At 65.5% G+C, this 15,498-nt stretch carries 13 protein-coding genes; 6 read left to right on the top strand and 7 right to left on the bottom strand.

The genetic code is table 11. The features are described 5' to 3' along the window. Positions 1 to 11: 11 nt before the first annotated feature. The 6 genes from ACXJMY_RS11780 (at position 12) to ACXJMY_RS11755 (ending at position 6,248) form a co-directional block, all read left to right on the top strand. The gene (locus ACXJMY_RS11780; RefSeq protein ID WP_456619496.1) at positions 12 to 383 is read left to right on the top strand and encodes an MAPEG family protein; all 372 of its coding nucleotides are present in this window, start codon (positions 12 to 14) and stop codon (positions 381 to 383) included. Between the two features lie 185 nt (positions 384 to 568). After that, positions 569 to 2,167: an ABC transporter substrate-binding protein gene (locus ACXJMY_RS11775; RefSeq protein WP_456619495.1), complete on the top strand. Its 1,599-nt coding sequence runs from the start codon at positions 569 to 571 to the stop codon at positions 2,165 to 2,167. Positions 2,168 to 2,198: 31 nt separating this feature from the next. Then, a complete protein-coding gene (locus ACXJMY_RS11770) occupies positions 2,199 to 3,146 on the top strand; it encodes an ABC transporter permease (RefSeq protein ID WP_456619494.1) in 948 nt (315 codons plus the stop codon). A 218-nt stretch (positions 3,147 to 3,364) separates the two neighbouring features. Beyond that, complete coding sequence (locus ACXJMY_RS11765; RefSeq protein ID WP_456619493.1) at positions 3,365 to 4,258, top strand: ABC transporter permease; 894 nt, start codon at positions 3,365 to 3,367, stop codon at positions 4,256 to 4,258. After that, on the top strand, positions 4,258 to 5,265 hold the full coding sequence (locus ACXJMY_RS11760) for an ABC transporter ATP-binding protein (protein ID WP_456619492.1): 1,008 nt from the start codon (positions 4,258 to 4,260) through the stop codon (positions 5,263 to 5,265). The genes ACXJMY_RS11765 and ACXJMY_RS11760 overlap by 1 nt, the downstream gene beginning before the upstream one ends. Continuing rightward, on the top strand, positions 5,262 to 6,248 hold the full coding sequence (locus tag ACXJMY_RS11755) for an ABC transporter ATP-binding protein (protein WP_456619491.1): 987 nt from the start codon (positions 5,262 to 5,264) through the stop codon (positions 6,246 to 6,248). The genes ACXJMY_RS11760 and ACXJMY_RS11755 overlap by 4 nt, the downstream gene beginning before the upstream one ends. Positions 6,249 to 6,416: 168 nt before the next feature. Here ACXJMY_RS11755 and ACXJMY_RS11750 read toward each other — a convergent pair whose 3' ends face one another. The 7 genes from ACXJMY_RS11750 to ACXJMY_RS11720 all read right to left on the bottom strand — a co-directional run bounded on the left by ACXJMY_RS11750 (position 6,417) and on the right by ACXJMY_RS11720 (position 15,388). Beyond that, positions 6,417 to 8,393, bottom strand: a complete 1,977-nt coding sequence (locus tag ACXJMY_RS11750; RefSeq protein ID WP_456619490.1) for an acetyl/propionyl/methylcrotonyl-CoA carboxylase subunit alpha — start codon at positions 8,391 to 8,393, stop codon at positions 6,417 to 6,419. Then, positions 8,390 to 10,006: an acyl-CoA carboxylase subunit beta gene (locus ACXJMY_RS11745; RefSeq protein ID WP_456619489.1), complete on the bottom strand. Its 1,617-nt coding sequence runs from the start codon at positions 10,004 to 10,006 to the stop codon at positions 8,390 to 8,392. Before ACXJMY_RS11745 ends, ACXJMY_RS11750 begins: the two co-directional genes overlap by 4 nt. A gap of 111 nt (positions 10,007 to 10,117) precedes the next feature. Continuing rightward, positions 10,118 to 10,984, bottom strand: coding sequence for a 3-keto-5-aminohexanoate cleavage protein (locus tag ACXJMY_RS11740; protein WP_456619488.1), 867 nt, complete (start codon positions 10,982 to 10,984; stop codon positions 10,118 to 10,120). 222 nt (positions 10,985 to 11,206) lie between these two features. Then, positions 11,207 to 12,007, bottom strand: a complete 801-nt coding sequence (locus ACXJMY_RS11735) for a helix-turn-helix domain-containing protein (protein ID WP_456619487.1) — start codon at positions 12,005 to 12,007, stop codon at positions 11,207 to 11,209. Positions 12,008 to 12,298: 291 nt separating this feature from the next. Further along, entirely contained in the window at positions 12,299 to 12,955 is a 657-nt protein-coding gene (locus ACXJMY_RS11730; protein WP_456619486.1) for a glutathione S-transferase family protein, read from the bottom strand. After that, the gene (locus ACXJMY_RS11725; protein WP_456619485.1) at positions 12,955 to 14,118 is read right to left on the bottom strand and encodes an acyl-CoA dehydrogenase family protein; all 1,164 of its coding nucleotides are present in this window, start codon (positions 14,116 to 14,118) and stop codon (positions 12,955 to 12,957) included. Before ACXJMY_RS11725 ends, ACXJMY_RS11730 begins: the two co-directional genes overlap by 1 nt. Before the next feature lie 133 nt (positions 14,119 to 14,251). Further along, entirely contained in the window at positions 14,252 to 15,388 is a 1,137-nt protein-coding gene (locus ACXJMY_RS11720) for an acyl-CoA dehydrogenase family protein (protein WP_456619484.1), read from the bottom strand. Positions 15,389 to 15,498: the final 110 nt, after the last annotated feature.

Below are 15,498 nucleotides of genomic sequence, written 5' to 3'. Positions count from 1 at the left end.
AGGGACTAGCGATGTATCATCTCACCGCCCTCGTAACGCTGCTGGCGATCCTGTTTTACTTCTTCACCTGCATCAACGTCTCGCGGTCGCGCAGCAAGACGGGCGTCAAGGTGCCGGCGATGTCCGGACACCCGGATTTCGAGCGCGCCTTCCGCATCCAGATGAACACGCTGGAATGGATGCCGGTCTTCCTGCCGTCGCTCTGGTTGTTCGCGATCTATATCAGCGACGCCGTCGCAGCGGGAATCGGCGCGGTCTGGATCATCGGCCGCATCGTCTATTTCGTCGGCTACTCGAAGGCCGCCGCAAAGCGCGGCCCGGGCTTCGCGATCCAGGGCATCGGGCCTTTTGCTATTTTGGGCACTAGGCCGGGACGACACTGAGTTTGTGGCGGCTTTACCAACCCTACATTTGCGTTGCACCAGCCACGAGCCCTGCGGCCTTCCGTCATCCGAATTGTCGAGGAGGCGGCCGGCCTTGCCGGTTGCCTCGCTACGCCTGCGTCGGCTATCGTCCTGACAAACAGGCCGCAAAAGGCCCAAGAGACTAATGTCCAGGGAGGACGAGGATGCGGAGCGTATGGGCGCTTGCCGCGACGGCGGCGCTATCTTTGCTGGCGTTTTCGACCGTTACATTCGCCGGCGGGCCCAAGCAGGGCGGGATTTTGCGGATGTACCACCGCGACAGCCCCGGCAACGCCTCGATCCATGAAGGCGCGACCTACTCGCTCAATGTTCCCTTCATGCCGGTCTTCAACAACCTCGTCATCTACAAGCAGGACGTGGCGCAGAACAGCATGGACACGATCATTCCGGAGCTCGCGGAAAGCTGGGCCTGGGTGAACGACAGCAAGACACTGACCTTCAAGCTGCGCCAGGGCGTGAAATGGCATGACGGCAAGCCGTTCACCTCGGCGGACGTCAAATGCACCTTCGACATGCTGATGGGCAAATCGCAGCAGAAGTTCCGGCAGAACCCGCGCAAGACCTGGTACGAACAGGTCAACGACGTCACCGTCAGCGGCGACTTCGAGGTTTCCTTCAATCTGAAGCGGCCGCAGCCTTCGCTGCTGGCACTGCTCGCCTCGGGCTACACGCCGGTCTATCCCTGCCACGTCTCTCCCGGCGACATGCGCACGCATCCGATCGGCACCGGCCCGTTCAAGTTCGTGGAGTTCAAGGCCAATGAGTCGATCAAGCTGACCCGCAATCCCGACTACTGGCGGGAGGGGCGGCCTTATCTCGACGGCATCGAGTTCACCATCATCCCGAACCGCTCGACGGCCATCCTCGCCTTCGTCGCCGGCAAATTCGACATGACCTTCCCGACGCATATCACGATCCCGCTGCTGAAGGACGTGAAATCCCAGTCGCCGACTGCGGTCTGCACTGTCGAGCCCACAAACGTCTCGACCAACATCATCGTAAATTCAACGTCGCCGCCCTTCGACAACATCGACATTCGCCGCGCCATGGCGATGGCGCTCGACCGCAAGGCCTTCGTGTCCATCCTGTTCGAAGGGCAGGCCGATATCGGCGGCACGATGCTGCCGCCGCCGCAGGGTCTCTGGGGCATGCCGAAGGACATGCTGGAGCGCATTCCAGGTTATGGACCGGATGCGAACGCCAACCGCGAGGAGGCGCGCAAACTGATGCAGAAGGCGGGATACGGCCCGGACAAGCACCTTGCGGTCAAGGTCTCCACCCGCAACCTCGCGGAATATCGCGATCCCGCGGTGATCCTGATCGACCAGCTCAAGAGCATCTATATCGACGGCGAGCTCGATGTCGTCGAAACCGCGAACTGGTTTTCGAAGATCGCGCGCAAGGATTACATGCTCGGCCTCAATCTGACCGGCAGCGCGGTCGATGATCCCGACCAGTCGTTCTACGAGAACTATTCCTGCGGTTCGGAGCGCAACTACACCAACTACTGCAACAAGGAGATCGAAAAGCTGTTCGACGCGCAGTCGCAGGAGACCGACATCAACAAGCGCAAGAAGCTGGTGTGGGACATCGACAAGAAGCTGCAGGAGGACGTCGCCCGCCCGATCATCTTCCATGCGCATGCCGGCACCTGCTGGCAGCCCTACGTCAAGGGCGTCACGGTGATGTCGAACAGCTCCTACAACGGATACCGCTACGAGGACGTCTGGATGGACAAGTAGCGCAGGCGGTTGACGAGCTCGGAGGCGAGAGATGTTTGCCTATCTGGTGCGGCGCCTGTTCCTGATGCTCGTGACCCTGTTCGGGATCTCGATCGTCATCTTCTTCCTGCTGCGCGTCGTGCCCGGCAACATCGTCGACATCCTGTTTGCCGCGGCCGGTTATGTCGATCCGGCCGACAAGGCCAACCTTGAAAAGGAGCTCGGCCTCGACCGGCCGCTGGCGGTGCAATATCTGCACTGGATCAGCGGCTTCCTGCGCGGCGATTTCGGCTACTCCTATGTCTCGGAGAAACCAGCCCTTCAGGAAATCCTGCCGCGGATCCCGATCACGGCCCGGCTCGCCGGCCTTGCGCTGCTGTTCTCCGCATCCATCGGCATTCCGCTCGGCGTCATCAGCGCGGTGAAGCAGGGCACAAGGCTCGATTACGCGTTGCGGGTCGTCAGCCTCAGCGGGTTGTCCCTGCCCTCGTTCTGGCTGGGCTTGCTGATCCTCACCGCGTCGGTGGCGATGTTCGGCCAGATGCCGATCTTCAACCCGAATCCGGCGACCTGGCTGGAAGCTTTCGCGACCTACGCCGTGCCCGCCGCCGCCGTCGGCTTCCGCAGCGCCGCGCTGACCATGCGCATCACGCGCTCCTCGATGCTGGAGGTGCTGCGCCAGGACTACATCCGCACCGCGCGCGCCAAGGGCGCCTCCGAGGCCTCCGTGAACTACCAGCACGCGCTGAAGAACGCGATCTTGCCCGTGATTACGGTGATCGGCATCGAGGCCGCATTCCTGATCGGCGGCCTGATCGTCACCGAAACCGTGTTCAACATCCCCGGTGTCGCGCGCTTCCTGGTCGAGGCGATCCGCTGGCGCGACTATCCGATCGTGCAGAACCTCGTGATGCTGATCGCCGTCGTGGTGGTGAGCGCGAATTTCATCGTCGACATGCTGTACGCGGTGTTCGACCCGCGGATTCGGTACACGGATTAGTCGTATGATTGTCGCCCACACAGCGCTTGCGCGTTCCTTCACCTCTCCCCGCCTGCGGGGAGAGGTCGAATTTGCGCGGAGCGCAAATTCGGGTGAGGGGGAGTGTCCGCGAGTCCGACTGTCACCTCCCCCGCGGAGAGCCCCCCTCACCCCGACCCTTCCAGCGCGAGCGAAGCTCGTCGCGGCCCCGCAGGCGGGGAGAGGGGGAAGGTAGACCGATGGCCGCGATCGACTATGACCTTGAACTGCGGCGCGCCGGGGCGCATGCGACGGGCGGCTGGCGGCGCGTGCTGTTTTTGGCGCAGCGGCATGTGCTCGGCGCTGCCGGGCTCGTCATCATGACCGTGTTCGTGCTCACCGCGATCTTCGCCGACTTCATCGCACGCTACGATCCGCTGACGATCGACTCCGCCCGCGCGCTGGCGCGCCCAAGCCTGGCGCACTGGATGGGCACGGATTCCTTCGGCCGCGACGTGTTCAGCCGCATCATCCATGGCGCGCGGATCTCGCTCGCGGTCGGAATCGGCTCGACCGCGCTTGGCGGCTCGATCGGGGTGATCGTGGGACTGACCTCCGGCTATCTCTCCGGCTGGGTCGATCTCGTATTCCAGCGCGTCTCCGACGTGCTCCAGGCGCTGCCGCTGCTGGTGCTGGCGCTGGTGATGACGGCAGCCCTCGGCCCGTCACTGCCGAACGTGATCATCGCGATCGCCATTCCGCTGATCCCGACGGTTGCGCGGGTGATCCGCGCCAACACACTGGCGCTGCGCGAACTGCCCTTCATCGAGGCCGCCAAGTCGATCGGCATGAGCGAGGTGCGCATCGCGCTGCGCCACGTGCTGCCGAACACGCTGGCACCGCTGATCGTGCTCGCGACCGCCCAGCTCGGCTCGACCATCCTCACCGAGGCCTCGCTGTCCTTCCTCGGCCTCGGCATTCCCGAGCCCTATCCGTCCTGGGGCCGCATGCTCTCGGAATCCGCGGCCGAATATGTCCGCACCGCGCCGTGGCTCGTGATCTTCCCGGGCATCGCCATCAGCCTCGCGGTGTTCGGCGCAAATTTGTTCGGTGACGCCCTGCGCGACATCCTCGATCCCCGGCAGCGCGGCTGATGAAACAGGCAACCGATCTCGTGCTCGAGGTAAAGAACCTGAAGACGGTGTTCTTCACGAACTCCGGTCTGTTCAAGGCGGTGGACGACGTCTCGTTCGCCGTGAGGCGCGGCGAGACGCTGGCGATCGTCGGCGAATCCGGCTGCGGCAAGAGCGTGACCGCGCTGTCGCTGATGCGGCTTGTGCCGGATCCGCCCGGCCGCATCGTCGGCGGCTCCGTCACGCTTGAAGGCACCGAGCTGCTGGCGCTGGATGAAGCGAGCATGCGCGCGATCAGAGGCGACCGCATCTCCATGATCTTCCAGGAGCCGATGACCTCGCTCAATCCGGTGATGCGGATCGGCAGCCAGATCAGCGAGGCCGTGCGGCTGCACCGGACGGTGTCGGCCAGGGAGGCGCAGGATATTGCGGTCGAGATGCTGCGGCTGGTGCGCATTCCGGAGCCTGCGCGGCGCGCGCGGGAATATCCGCACCAATTGTCCGGCGGCATGCGCCAGCGCGCCATGATCGCGATGGCCCTGGCCTGCCGGCCGGCGCTGCTGATCGCCGACGAGCCGACCACCGCGCTGGATGTCACCATCCAGGCGCAGATCCTGGCGTTGATCCTTGACCTGCAAAAGGAACTCGGCACCGGGCTCGTGCTGATCACCCATGATCTCGGCGTCGTCGCCCAGACCGCGCAGCGCGTGATCGTGATGTATGCGGGCAGGAAGGTGGAGGAAGCAACCGTCGAGGCGCTGTTCGCTGCGCCAAAACATCCCTATACGCGCGGGCTGATGGCCTCGATCCCGGCGGTGCCGGCATCCGGTCTCGCCGCCCAAGTGCGGCTGAACGAAATCCCCGGCACCGTGCCGTCGCTGGTCCGGCTGCCGCAAGGCTGCGCTTTCGCACCACGCTGCAAGCTCGCGATCAAGCGCTGCCTGGACGACTATCCGCCATTGGAGGATTGGGGCGGCGGCCATCTCGCGGCCTGCTGGCGCGCGGCCGAAGTGGCGGAGGTGGCATGACCGGGCCGCTGCTCGAAGTCACCGACCTCAAAAAGCACTATCCGGTCCGCGCCGGCGTGCTGCGCCGGCAGGTCGGCACCGTGCATGCGGTCGACGGCGTCTCGTTCTCGCTTGGCACGGGCGAGACGCTGGGTCTGGTCGGCGAATCCGGTTGCGGCAAATCGACGGTGGCGCGCAGCGTGCTGCGGCTGGTCGAGCCGACCTCGGGCCAGATCCGCCTCGACGGCGAGGACATTACCCGTCTCTCCAAGACGCAGCTCAGGCCGCATCGCCGGTCGATGCAGATCGTGTTCCAGGACCCGTTCGCCTCGCTCAATCCGCGCATGACGGCGGGCGATATCGTCGGCGAGCCGCTGGCGGTGCACGGGCTCGCGACCGGCAAGGCGCTGGAGGCGCGCACCGCAAAGCTGTTCGAGCAGGTGGGGCTGCGGCCCGACCAGATGCGCAACTTCCCGCATCAATTCTCCGGCGGCCAGCGCCAGCGCATCTGCATCGCGCGGGCGCTGGCGCTCGGCCCGCGGCTGATCGTGTGTGACGAGCCGGTCTCGGCGCTCGACGTCTCGATCCAGGCGCAGGTGATCAACCTCTTGATCGACCTGCAACGGCAGCACGGCTTCTCCTATCTCTTCATTGCTCATGATCTGGCGGTCGTCGCCCATATCAGCCACCGCGTCGCGGTGATGTATCTCGGCCGCATCGTCGAGATCGCCGACAAGGACGAGCTGTTCCGCAATCCGCGGCATCCCTACACGCAGGCGCTGCTCGCCTCGGTGCCGGTTGCGAACCCGTTTGCCAAGAAGCTCGCGCCGCTGGTCGACGGCGACGTGCCGAGCCCGGTCGACCCGCCGCCGGGATGCGCGTTTCACACGCGATGCCGGTTTGCGATGGATCGGTGCAGGACGGAGCGGCCGGCGCTGGTGGAAGCGGGCGCCGGGCATCAGGTGGCGTGTTTGCTGAATGAGGGGACGGGGCGCGGACAATAATTCCGCCGTCGTCCCGGCGAAGGCCGGAACCCATACCGCGTGATCCATCGGTGAGTGCCGGTGCCAGTACCGCGGGATAACTCTTCATTGCCAGTCATCGCCAAACCCAATCCTGTGGTTATGGGTCCCGGCCTTCGCCGGGACGACCAGTTGGGTTTGCCGCGCTAACTAAGCCGGCCCGATCTCCACCACGATCCTGCCGGTGGTCACCTGCTCGCCTTCGGCGACGTCGATCGCGGCGATCACGCCGTCGATGCCGGCCTTGTGGACGTGCTCCATCTTCATCGCTTCCAGCGTCAGCACCGGCTGGCCGGCGCTGACGCGGTCCCCTCGCTTGACCAGCACGGCAACGACGCGGCCGTTCATGGCGGCGCGGACTTTGCCGTCGCCGCCGTTGCTCGCAGCGGCCTTCGGCGCGGCGAGGGTGAGATCGGTGACCGCCACCGGGATGCCGCGATGCGCGAGGTGGAGCCGGTCGCCGTCGCGCAGGAATGTCGCGCTGTCCATCACGCCGCCATGGCGGAAGCGGATGGCGTCGGCATCGAGCTGGTCGATCTCGAACCTGTCCTGCCCGCCGTCGGTCGCGACGACATAGCCGCCGTCGCGTTCGCGCGTCACTTCGAGCTCATGCGTGTGGCCGGCGATCTCGATTTTGACCGGGAGCGGAAATGTTGCCGCGAGACTCCGTCCGCTGTGCCATGACGGCGCGCGCGGATTGGTGACGTAGAGCAGCAGGCCCGCCAGCGCGGTAACGAATGCGGTATCCGTTCGCGGCGCCAGCAGCTCGTCACGATGGGCTCCGATGAACGCCGTCGTCGCTTCACCCCCGGCAAAGCCGGGGTGGCGCAGGCAGGCCATCAGGAACGCCTGGTTGGTGGTCACGCCGAACGCCGTGAGCTGCTCCAGGCCGACGATCAGCCGTCCCCTCGCCTCCTCGCGCGTCGCGCCATGACCGATGACCTTGGCGATCATGGAATCGTAGAATGGCGGGATCTCCGAGCCCGACTGCAGCGCGTGCTCGACACGCAATCCGTCCGGCACCTGCCAGCGCGCCATGCGTCCGGACTGCGGCATGAAATCTTGCCTGGCGTCTTCCGAGCACAGCCGCACCTCGATGGCGTGGCCCGAAAACCTGACGTCCTGCTGCCTCACCGGCAATGGCTCGCCGCGCGCGACGCGCAGTTGCAGCTCGACGAGATCGAGCCCCGTGATGGCCTCGGTCACGGGGTGCTCGACCTGGAGGCGTGTGTTCATCTCCATGAAGTAGAACTCGCCGCTGGGGTCGAGCAGGAATTCCAGCGTGCCGGCGCCTTCGTAACGCAGGGCCTTGACCGCAGCGACCGCGACCTCGCCCATTTTCGCGCGCAGCTCTGAATTCACCGCGGGCGACGGCGCTTCCTCGATCAGCTTCTGGTGCCGCCGCTGCACCGAGCAGTCGCGCTCGCCGAGATGGATGGCGTTGCCATGGCTGTCGCCGAACACCTGGATCTCGATATGGCGTGGATTCTGGATGGCGCGTTCGAGGATGACGGTTGGATCGCCGAACGCCGCGTTGGCCTCCGATCGCGCGCTGCGCAGCGCATCCGGAAAGGACGCGGCATCCGTCACGAGCCGCATGCCGCGGCCGCCGCCGCCGGCGACCGCCTTGATCATGACGGGGAAGCCGATCTTCTTGGCCTCCGCAAGCATGACCTCGTCGCTCTGGTCAGCGCCTTGATAGCCGGGCACAATGGGCACGCCCGCCTTCGCCATGATCGCCTTGGCGCCCGCCTTGTTGCCCATCGCCTCGATCGCCTGCGGCGACGGGCCGATGAAGACGAGGCCGGCATCCTTGCAGGCTTGCGCAAACGCCTCGTTCTCGGCGAGGAAGCCGTAACCGGGATGGACGGCATCCGCGCCGCTGGCCTTTGCGGCAGCAATGATGGCGGGGATGTTGAGATAGGACTGCGCCGGCAGCGCTTCGCCGATGCGCACGGCCCGGTCGGCCTGCCGCACATGCAGCGCATCGCGATCCGCATCCGAATAGACCGCGACGACGCTTAAGCCCAGCTGCCGCGCGCTGCGCATTACGCGCAGCGCGATCTCGCCGCGGTTGGCGACCAAAACCTTGAAGAACGGCCGGTGCTGCACTGATCCGTTCCTCATGGCCGGGCCACCGAGAACTGCATGCGCTGGGGCGTGCGTGCGTCGCCCTCGCGGCAGATCGCGAGCACCTCCGACAGCACCGCGCGGGTGTCGCGCGGATCGATCACGCCGTCGTCGAGCACGCGCGCGCTGGTCGAGAACACGTCCATCTGGCCGTCGAACACGCCGACGATCTGCGCCTTCATGGCGTCGAGCTTGTCCTTCTCGACCGGCTTGCCGCGCCGTGCGGCGGCAGCCTCTGTCACGATGGCCATGGTCTCGGCGGCCTGCTCGCCGCCCATCACCGCGGTCTTGGCGTTGGGCCAGGAGAAGCAGAAGCGCGGATGGAAGCCGCGCCCGCACATGCCGTAATTGCCGGCGCCGAACGAGGCGCCGCAATAGATGGTGATCTGCGGCACCGTCGCCGACGTCACCGCCTGGATCATCTTCGAGCCGTGCTTGATCATGCCGGCTTCTTCATAGGCCTTGCCGACCATGTAGCCGGTGGTGTTGTTCAGATAGAGGATCGGCGTGCGGGTCTGGCAGCAGGCCTGGATGAAATGCGTCGCCTTGTTGGCGCCGGCGGGATCGAGCGGACCGTTGTTGGTGATGATGCCGATGGCCTGGCCCTCGATGCGGGCATGGCCGCAGACGGTGGCGGGGCCGTAATTCGGCGCCATCTCGGTGAAGTCGGAATCGTCGACGATGCGGGCAATCACCTGCTTCATGTCCACGGGGCGCTTGTGGTCCATCGGCATGATACCGAGCAGCTCGTCCTGGTCGTAGCGCGGCGGCTTGAATTGCGGAGCAGCCTTGCCCGGGCGCTCCCACTCCAGCGCCGCCATGATCTCGCGTGCGATGCGCAGCGCGTCGCGATCATCCTCGGCGAGGTAATCACCGAGGCCGGAGACCTGGGTATGCATCTCGGCGCCGCCGAGCTCTTCCTCGGTCGCGATCTCGCCGGTTGCGGCTTTCAGCAGCGGGGGACCTGCGAGGAAGGCGCGGGTGCGGCCGCGGACCATGACGATGTAGTCGGACAGGCCGGTCTGGTAGGCGCCGCCCGCGGTCGATGAACCATGCGTCACGGTGACGACGGGCAGGCCCGCCGCCGAGAGCCGCGCGAGGTTGCGAAAGATGTTGCCGCCGCGGACAAAATCCTCGACGCGGTAGCGCAAGAGATTGGCGCCGGCGCTTTCGACAAGCTGGACGTAAGGCAGCTTGTTCTCCAGCGCGAGCTCCTGCACCCGCAGCGTCTTGTCGAGGCCGAAAGGTTGCAGCGCGCCGGCGTCGATGCCGGAATCGCTGGCGCTGACCATGCAGCGGATGCCCGAGACGAAGCCGATGCCGGCGATGACGCCGCCGCCGGGCACGCTCTTGTTCGGATCTGATACGTCGAACATGTAGCCGGCGAGCGTCGACAGTTCGATGAAGGGCGCGCCGGGGTCAAGCACCAGCGCGACGCGTTCGCGCGGCAGCAGCTGGCCGCGCTTGTGGAAGCGATCCTTGGCCGCGGCGGACGCGGCACGCGTGCGCTCTTCCAGCGCGCGCATGCGGTCGATCAGGCCGAGCATGCCGTCGCGGTTGGCGTGATAGGCGGCACTGCCGGGGGAGATGGTGTTTTCGAGAATGGACACAGTTTACTCCGTCATTCCGGGGCGATGCGCAGCATCGAACCCGGAATCTCGAGGTTCTCAGGTGCGCAACTGCGCACCATAGTTCGCACTTCGTGCGCCCCGGAACGACGTTCAGCGATTCGTCCCAAAGATCTTCCGCGCCTCCGCCGGGCTCGCGATCTCGCGGCCCGCGCGCCGCGCGCAGGCGGCCGCGGCCTCGATCAGCTGGCCGTTCGAGGTCACCTTCCTGCCGTCGGCGAGATAGAAGGTGTCCTCCAGCCCGGTGCGCAGATGGCCGCCGAGCTCAGCGCAGCGCTGGTGCAGCGGCCAGATCTCCTCGCGGCCGATCGCGGTGACCTGCCAATGCGCCTCGGGGCGCTTCAGCTTGAGCAGGATCGGCAGCAGATCGGGATCCGACGGCATGCCGGAGGCGACGCCCATCACGAAATTATATTCGAGCGGGCCCTTGTACATGCCGACCTGGTTGTACATGCCGACGCAGCGGACGATGCCGACGTCGAAACATTCGAATTCGGGGATGGTGCCGACCGCGTTCATGACGTCGAGATAGTCCTTCACCTTCTCGACCGCGTTGTCGAACATCATCGGCGGCCAGGCCCAGCTGTTATCGGCTTTCACTTTCAAATAATTCAGCGAGCCGGCGTTGCAGGCCGCGATCTCCGGCCTGGTCTCGCGGATGCAGTCGAGCGCGCCCGAGTAGTTCGGCCCCGAGACGCCCGAGGTGTGATTGATGATCACGCCGGGGCAGGCTTCGCGGATCGCTTGCTGGATCTCCTTGCTGACGCCGACGTCCCAGGACGGCAGGTGCCCCTTGTCCGGCGCCTGCTGGCGCAGATGGATATGCATGATGCTGGCGCCGGCGTCATACGCGGCCCTGGCCTCGCGCGCCATCTGCTCCGGCGTGACCGGCACGTTATGCTGCTTCGGGTCGGTGAGCACGCCGTTCAGCGCGCAGGTGATGACGGCCTTGTCGCTCATGCGTCAGATGTCTCGCACGTTGAGAATTCAACGCTTGCGATCATGGGACGCGCGACATGCGGCTTCTTGCGCGGAGAAGCTAGCGGAAAAACGAGGTGTCGTAGGGTGGGTTAGCCCTGCGGCTGCGCGAAGCGCAGTCCGCTGGCGTAACCCACCACTGTCTATCTCCGCGGAGGCAAAAGAGGTGGGTTACGCTGCGCTAACCCACCCTACGAAGCGAGCTCAGCTCGCTTCCGCGAGCCGCACCGTCTCGCTGCTGCGATAGATCGCGAGATCGCGCGAGCCGACGAAGATCGCGCGCGGCTTCAATCCGTAGAAGCGGCGGATCGAATGGCTGAAATGGGTACTGTCGGGATAGCCGATGTCCTGCGCGAGATGGGCGAGGTTGAGGTCCTGGTTGGCGAAATGCAGCAGGTGCCGCGCGCGCTTCCAGGCGCGGAAGGACCGGAACGAGATGCCGGTCTCTTCCTTGAACAGGTGCAGGAAGCGCGAGGCCGAGAGGCCTGCTTCCGCAGCACATGTATCCGCCGTCACCGGCTCGCCGGAGAAGCGCTCGATGCGCGCGACGGCACGCATCACCCGCGGGTCGAGCACGCGGCGCGGCAGCGCTTCGCCAAAGCACATCTCGTCGAATTCGGCAGTGGTGATGTCGCCATAGCGGCGCTGCCGCAGCAGCGCGTAGGCGGCGAGGATCTTGCGGGCATAGACGGCCTTGTCCGGCCCGGTGAGCCGCTCGGCCAGGGCCTCCAGCACGCCATCGGGCATGCTTTCCGGCTCCAGCGTCACGCTGATTGCGGTGCGGTAATCGCTGGCGATGGAATGCCGCTGGTTCGGCAGGGTGACGAACAGCTCGCCGGAGGCGTGGCCGTCGTCGATCGTCAGATGCAGGCTGCCCTTGACCGCGACATAGACTTGGCAGCAACCGGGGATCCGCTTGCGCGGGCGGCCGAGCAGGCCGGCGTAAAACACCCGTTCCGGCGTGATCAGCATCAGATGGTCGGATTCGCGACCCAGATCTTCCATTGGCGGTCCTCCTCGCGCGGCTCTCTGGCCGCTGCGGACGGAGGTCACCTTAGCCTAAATTCAGGCGGTGTCACGACGGGATAGCGCTGTCATGAGGCGCAAAAAGGCAGCCTTCCGGGACGGCTGTAGAGCCGGCTCGGAACCCTTCATCAACACCGTCGTCCCGGCGAAGGCCGGGACCCATACCGCGAGGTCTATCGATGCGGGTGGCGCTAATCCCGAACGACCAATCTTCGCAGAATATCTCCCTGGGGGTATGGGTCCCGGCCTTCGCCGGGACGACAACGGAGACTACGCCCTCACCCTTGGCGCGACGTTCTGCTCAATTCCGGCCTTTTGTTCCACCGCAACCGCGCGCTTGAAGCCCTCGCGTTGCTGCAAGCGCGCCCAATAGGCTGCGACATTTGGCCCGAAATCCTTGGCGAGCCCGATGTTGTCGGCGAGGCGGAGCGCGTAGCCGATCACGATGTCGGCGGCGGTGAAGCGGCCGGCGCACAAGGTTGCGGCATTCGCGGTCGCTGCCTCGACCGCGCGCAGCCGGCCCAGGAACCATTTGGCGTAGTCGCCGGCGACCTGCGGGTTGCGGCGCTCCTCCGGCTCGAGCTGGGTGTAGCGGAGCACCAGCGTCTGCGGGAAGGTCAACGTGGCGTCGCTGAAATACATCCAGTTCAGGAAGGCGCCATAGGCGGGATCCTCGACGTCCACCATCAGCGGCGTCGGGGCGTATCTGGTGCCGAGGTAGTGGCAGATGCCGGAGGACTCGGTCATCTTCGTCTCGCCGTCGATCATGAAGGGAATCGTGCCCAGCGGATTGAGCGCGAGATACTCCTTGGCGAACACCCGCGGCGGGAACGGCAGCATCTTCAACTCATACGGCAGCCCCATCTCCTCCAGCATCCAGAGCGGGCGGAACGAGCGCGCGGCGTCGCAGTGATAGAGCGTGATCATCAGACGTTACCTTTACTTCCGGGCAGCGTGCCCATCATCTTGCACAGGACCATCAGCATGACCTCGTCGGCGCCGCCGCCGATCGAGGTCAGACGGCTGTCGCGATAGGCGCGGCTGACCGGCGTCTCGTTGGTAAAGCCCATTCCGCCCCAATATTGCAAGCAGGCGTCGGTGAGCTCGCGGCCGAGCCGGCCGGCCTTCAGCTTGGCCATGGTCGCGAGCTTTGTGACGTCCTCACCCGCCACCAGCGCCTCGCCGGCACGATAGATCAGCGCGCGCAACAGCTCGACCTCGGTCTGCATCTCCGCGAGCTTGAAGTGCACGATTTGGTTGTCGAGGATCGACTTCCCGAACGCTTTTCGGTTGCGGGTATACTCGATGGTCTCGTTGATGATGTATTCGTGCGCTTTCAGGCAGGCCGCCGCGCCCCAGAGCCGCTCCTCCTGGAACTGGATCATCTGGTAGGTGAAGCCCTTGCCCTCCTCGCCGATCCGGTTGCGCTTGGGCACGCGGACATTGTCGAAGAAGATCTGCGCGGTATCGGAGGAGCGCATCCCCATCTTGTCGAGCTTTCGCGCGACCGTGACGCCCTTGGCCTTCATGGGGACGCAGATCAGCGACTTGTTGCGGTGAACGGGCCCATCGCCGGTGTTGGCGAGCAGGCAGATCCAGTCGGCCTGGGTGCCGTTGGTGATCCACATCTTGCCGCCATCGATGACGTAGTCGTCGCCGTCCGAACGTGCGCTGGTCTTGATCGAGGCGACGTCCGAACCCGCACCGGGCTCGGAAACGCCGATGCAGGCGACGTAGTCGCCGGAGATCGACGGGCTGAGGAATTCCCGCCGCACCTCGTCGGAGCCGAACCGCGCCAGCGCCGGCGTCGCCATGTCGGTCTGCACCCCGATTGCCATCGGCACGCCGCCGCAAGTGATGGCGCCCAACTCCTCCGCCATCATCAGCGCATAGGAGTAGTCGAGACCCGAGCCGCCGAACTCGACCGGCTTGTTCAGCCCGAGGAAGCCGAGGCTGCCCATCTTCTTGAACAGCGTGTGCGCCGGAAAGATGTCGGCCTTCTCCCATTCATCGACATGAAGATTGATCTCGTTGGCGATGAATTTTTGCAAGGAGCGGCGGATGTCGTCGTGGTCGGCGGTGAATAGCATTTTGCTTCCTGTCATTCCGGGGCGGCGCGAAGCGTCGAACTACGATGCGCAATCGCGCATCGGAGAATCTCGATATGTTGGACTCAGCTCTAGGTCCCGGGTTCGCGCTACGCGCGCCCCGGGACGACGGTTGTCACAGCCCCATCTGCCTCGAGGCCAGATCCTTCATGATCTCCTCCGTCCCGCCGCCGATGGCGTTGACCTTGACCTCGCGGTAGATGCGCTCGGCCTTGATGCCGCGCATGAAGCCGGCGCCGCCGAAGATCTGTACGGCTTCCGAGGCGCAGAACGCCATGGTCTGCGTCGCCTGGTTCTTCATCATGCAGATTTCGGCGACGGGGCTTTCGCCCTGCTCGAGCCGCCAGGCCAGCATCTCCAGCATCGCCTGCGACGCCGCCACCTTCTGCGCCATGTCGACGATCTTGTGGCGGATCACCTGGTGCTGGGCGAGCGGCTTGCCAAACGTCTTGCGCTCCTTGGCGTAGGCAATCGCCTCGTCGAGGCAGACGCGGGCGAAAGCGGTACAACCCGCCGCCATGCCCATGCGCTCGCTGTTGAAATTTTGCATGATGATCTTGAAGCCCTGGCCCTCCTCGCCGATCAAATTCCCGGCGGGCACACGGCACTCGTCGAAATGCAGCGTCGCGGTATCGGAGGCCCACCAGCCCATCTTCTTCAGTTTCGTCCGCGACAGGCCGGGCGTGTCACCTTCGATCAGGAGCAGGCTGACGCCGCCGGCGCCCTCGCCGCCGGTACGCACCGCAACGGTCAGATAGTCGGCGCGCATGCCCGAGGTGATGAAGGTCTTCTCGCCGCTCACGACGTAGTGATCACCGTCGCGGCGCGCCTTGGTGCGCAGGCCCGCGACATCGGAGCCGCCGCCCGGCTCGGTGATCGCGAGCGCGGAGATCTTTTCGCCGGCGAGCACCTGCGGCAGCACACGTGCCCTAACCTCCAGGCGCGCTGCGCGCGCGATCGGCGGCGAGCCGATGGTGTGGCTCATCAGGCTGGCGCTGACGCCACCGGCACCGGCGCGCGCCAGCTCCTGGCTCGCCACGATCCTCATGAACTGGTCGGCCGGGATACCGCCGTATTCCTCGGGAAATCCGAGCCCCAGCAGCCCGATCCCGGCGGCCTTGCGGTAGAGCACGCGGGGAAATTCGCCGGCCTCGTCCCATTCATGGGCGAAAGGCTCGATCTCCTTCTCGACAAAGCGGCGCATCACGTCGCGAAAGGCGTCGTGATCGGCGGTGTAGAACGGGCTCTTCATTGCGCTTTCGCCTTCGCTGACGGCGACTGGGTTGTCGCACCATGGCCGGAACATCGGCGGCTCACTTGCGCGGAGTGGCTGGCCCGAGGGAGTCGCTCCGGGCAGGCCGT

The organism is Bradyrhizobium sp. P5_C12 (assembly GCF_054049735.1).
The sequence above is the reverse complement of the archived record's forward strand: the minus strand, read 5'-3'. Positions and strand labels throughout refer to the sequence as shown.

Bases quoted from the DNA above. Each gene is read 5' to 3' on its own strand.
- ACXJMY_RS11780 (WP_456619496.1), top strand. From the start codon at position 12: ATGTATCATCTCACCGCCCTCGTAACGCTGCTGGCGATCCTGTTTTAC.
- ACXJMY_RS11775 (WP_456619495.1), top strand. From the start codon at position 569: ATGCGGAGCGTATGGGCGCTTGCCGCGACGGCGGCGCTATCTTTGCTG.
- ACXJMY_RS11770 (WP_456619494.1), top strand. From the start codon at position 2,199: ATGTTTGCCTATCTGGTGCGGCGCCTGTTCCTGATGCTCGTGACCCTG.
- ACXJMY_RS11765 (WP_456619493.1), top strand. From the start codon at position 3,365: ATGGCCGCGATCGACTATGACCTTGAACTGCGGCGCGCCGGGGCGCAT.
- ACXJMY_RS11760 (WP_456619492.1), top strand. From the start codon at position 4,258: ATGAAACAGGCAACCGATCTCGTGCTCGAGGTAAAGAACCTGAAGACG.
- ACXJMY_RS11755 (WP_456619491.1), top strand. From the start codon at position 5,262: ATGACCGGGCCGCTGCTCGAAGTCACCGACCTCAAAAAGCACTATCCG.
- ACXJMY_RS11750 (WP_456619490.1), bottom strand. From the start codon at position 8,393: ATGAGGAACGGATCAGTGCAGCACCGGCCGTTCTTCAAGGTTTTGGTC.
- ACXJMY_RS11740 (WP_456619488.1), bottom strand. From the start codon at position 10,984: ATGAGCGACAAGGCCGTCATCACCTGCGCGCTGAACGGCGTGCTCACC.
- ACXJMY_RS11735 (WP_456619487.1), bottom strand. From the start codon at position 12,007: ATGGAAGATCTGGGTCGCGAATCCGACCATCTGATGCTGATCACGCCG.
- ACXJMY_RS11730 (WP_456619486.1), bottom strand. From the start codon at position 12,955: ATGATCACGCTCTATCACTGCGACGCCGCGCGCTCGTTCCGCCCGCTC.
- ACXJMY_RS11725 (WP_456619485.1), bottom strand. From the start codon at position 14,118: ATGCTATTCACCGCCGACCACGACGACATCCGCCGCTCCTTGCAAAAA.
- ACXJMY_RS11720 (WP_456619484.1), bottom strand. From the start codon at position 15,388: ATGAAGAGCCCGTTCTACACCGCCGATCACGACGCCTTTCGCGACGTG.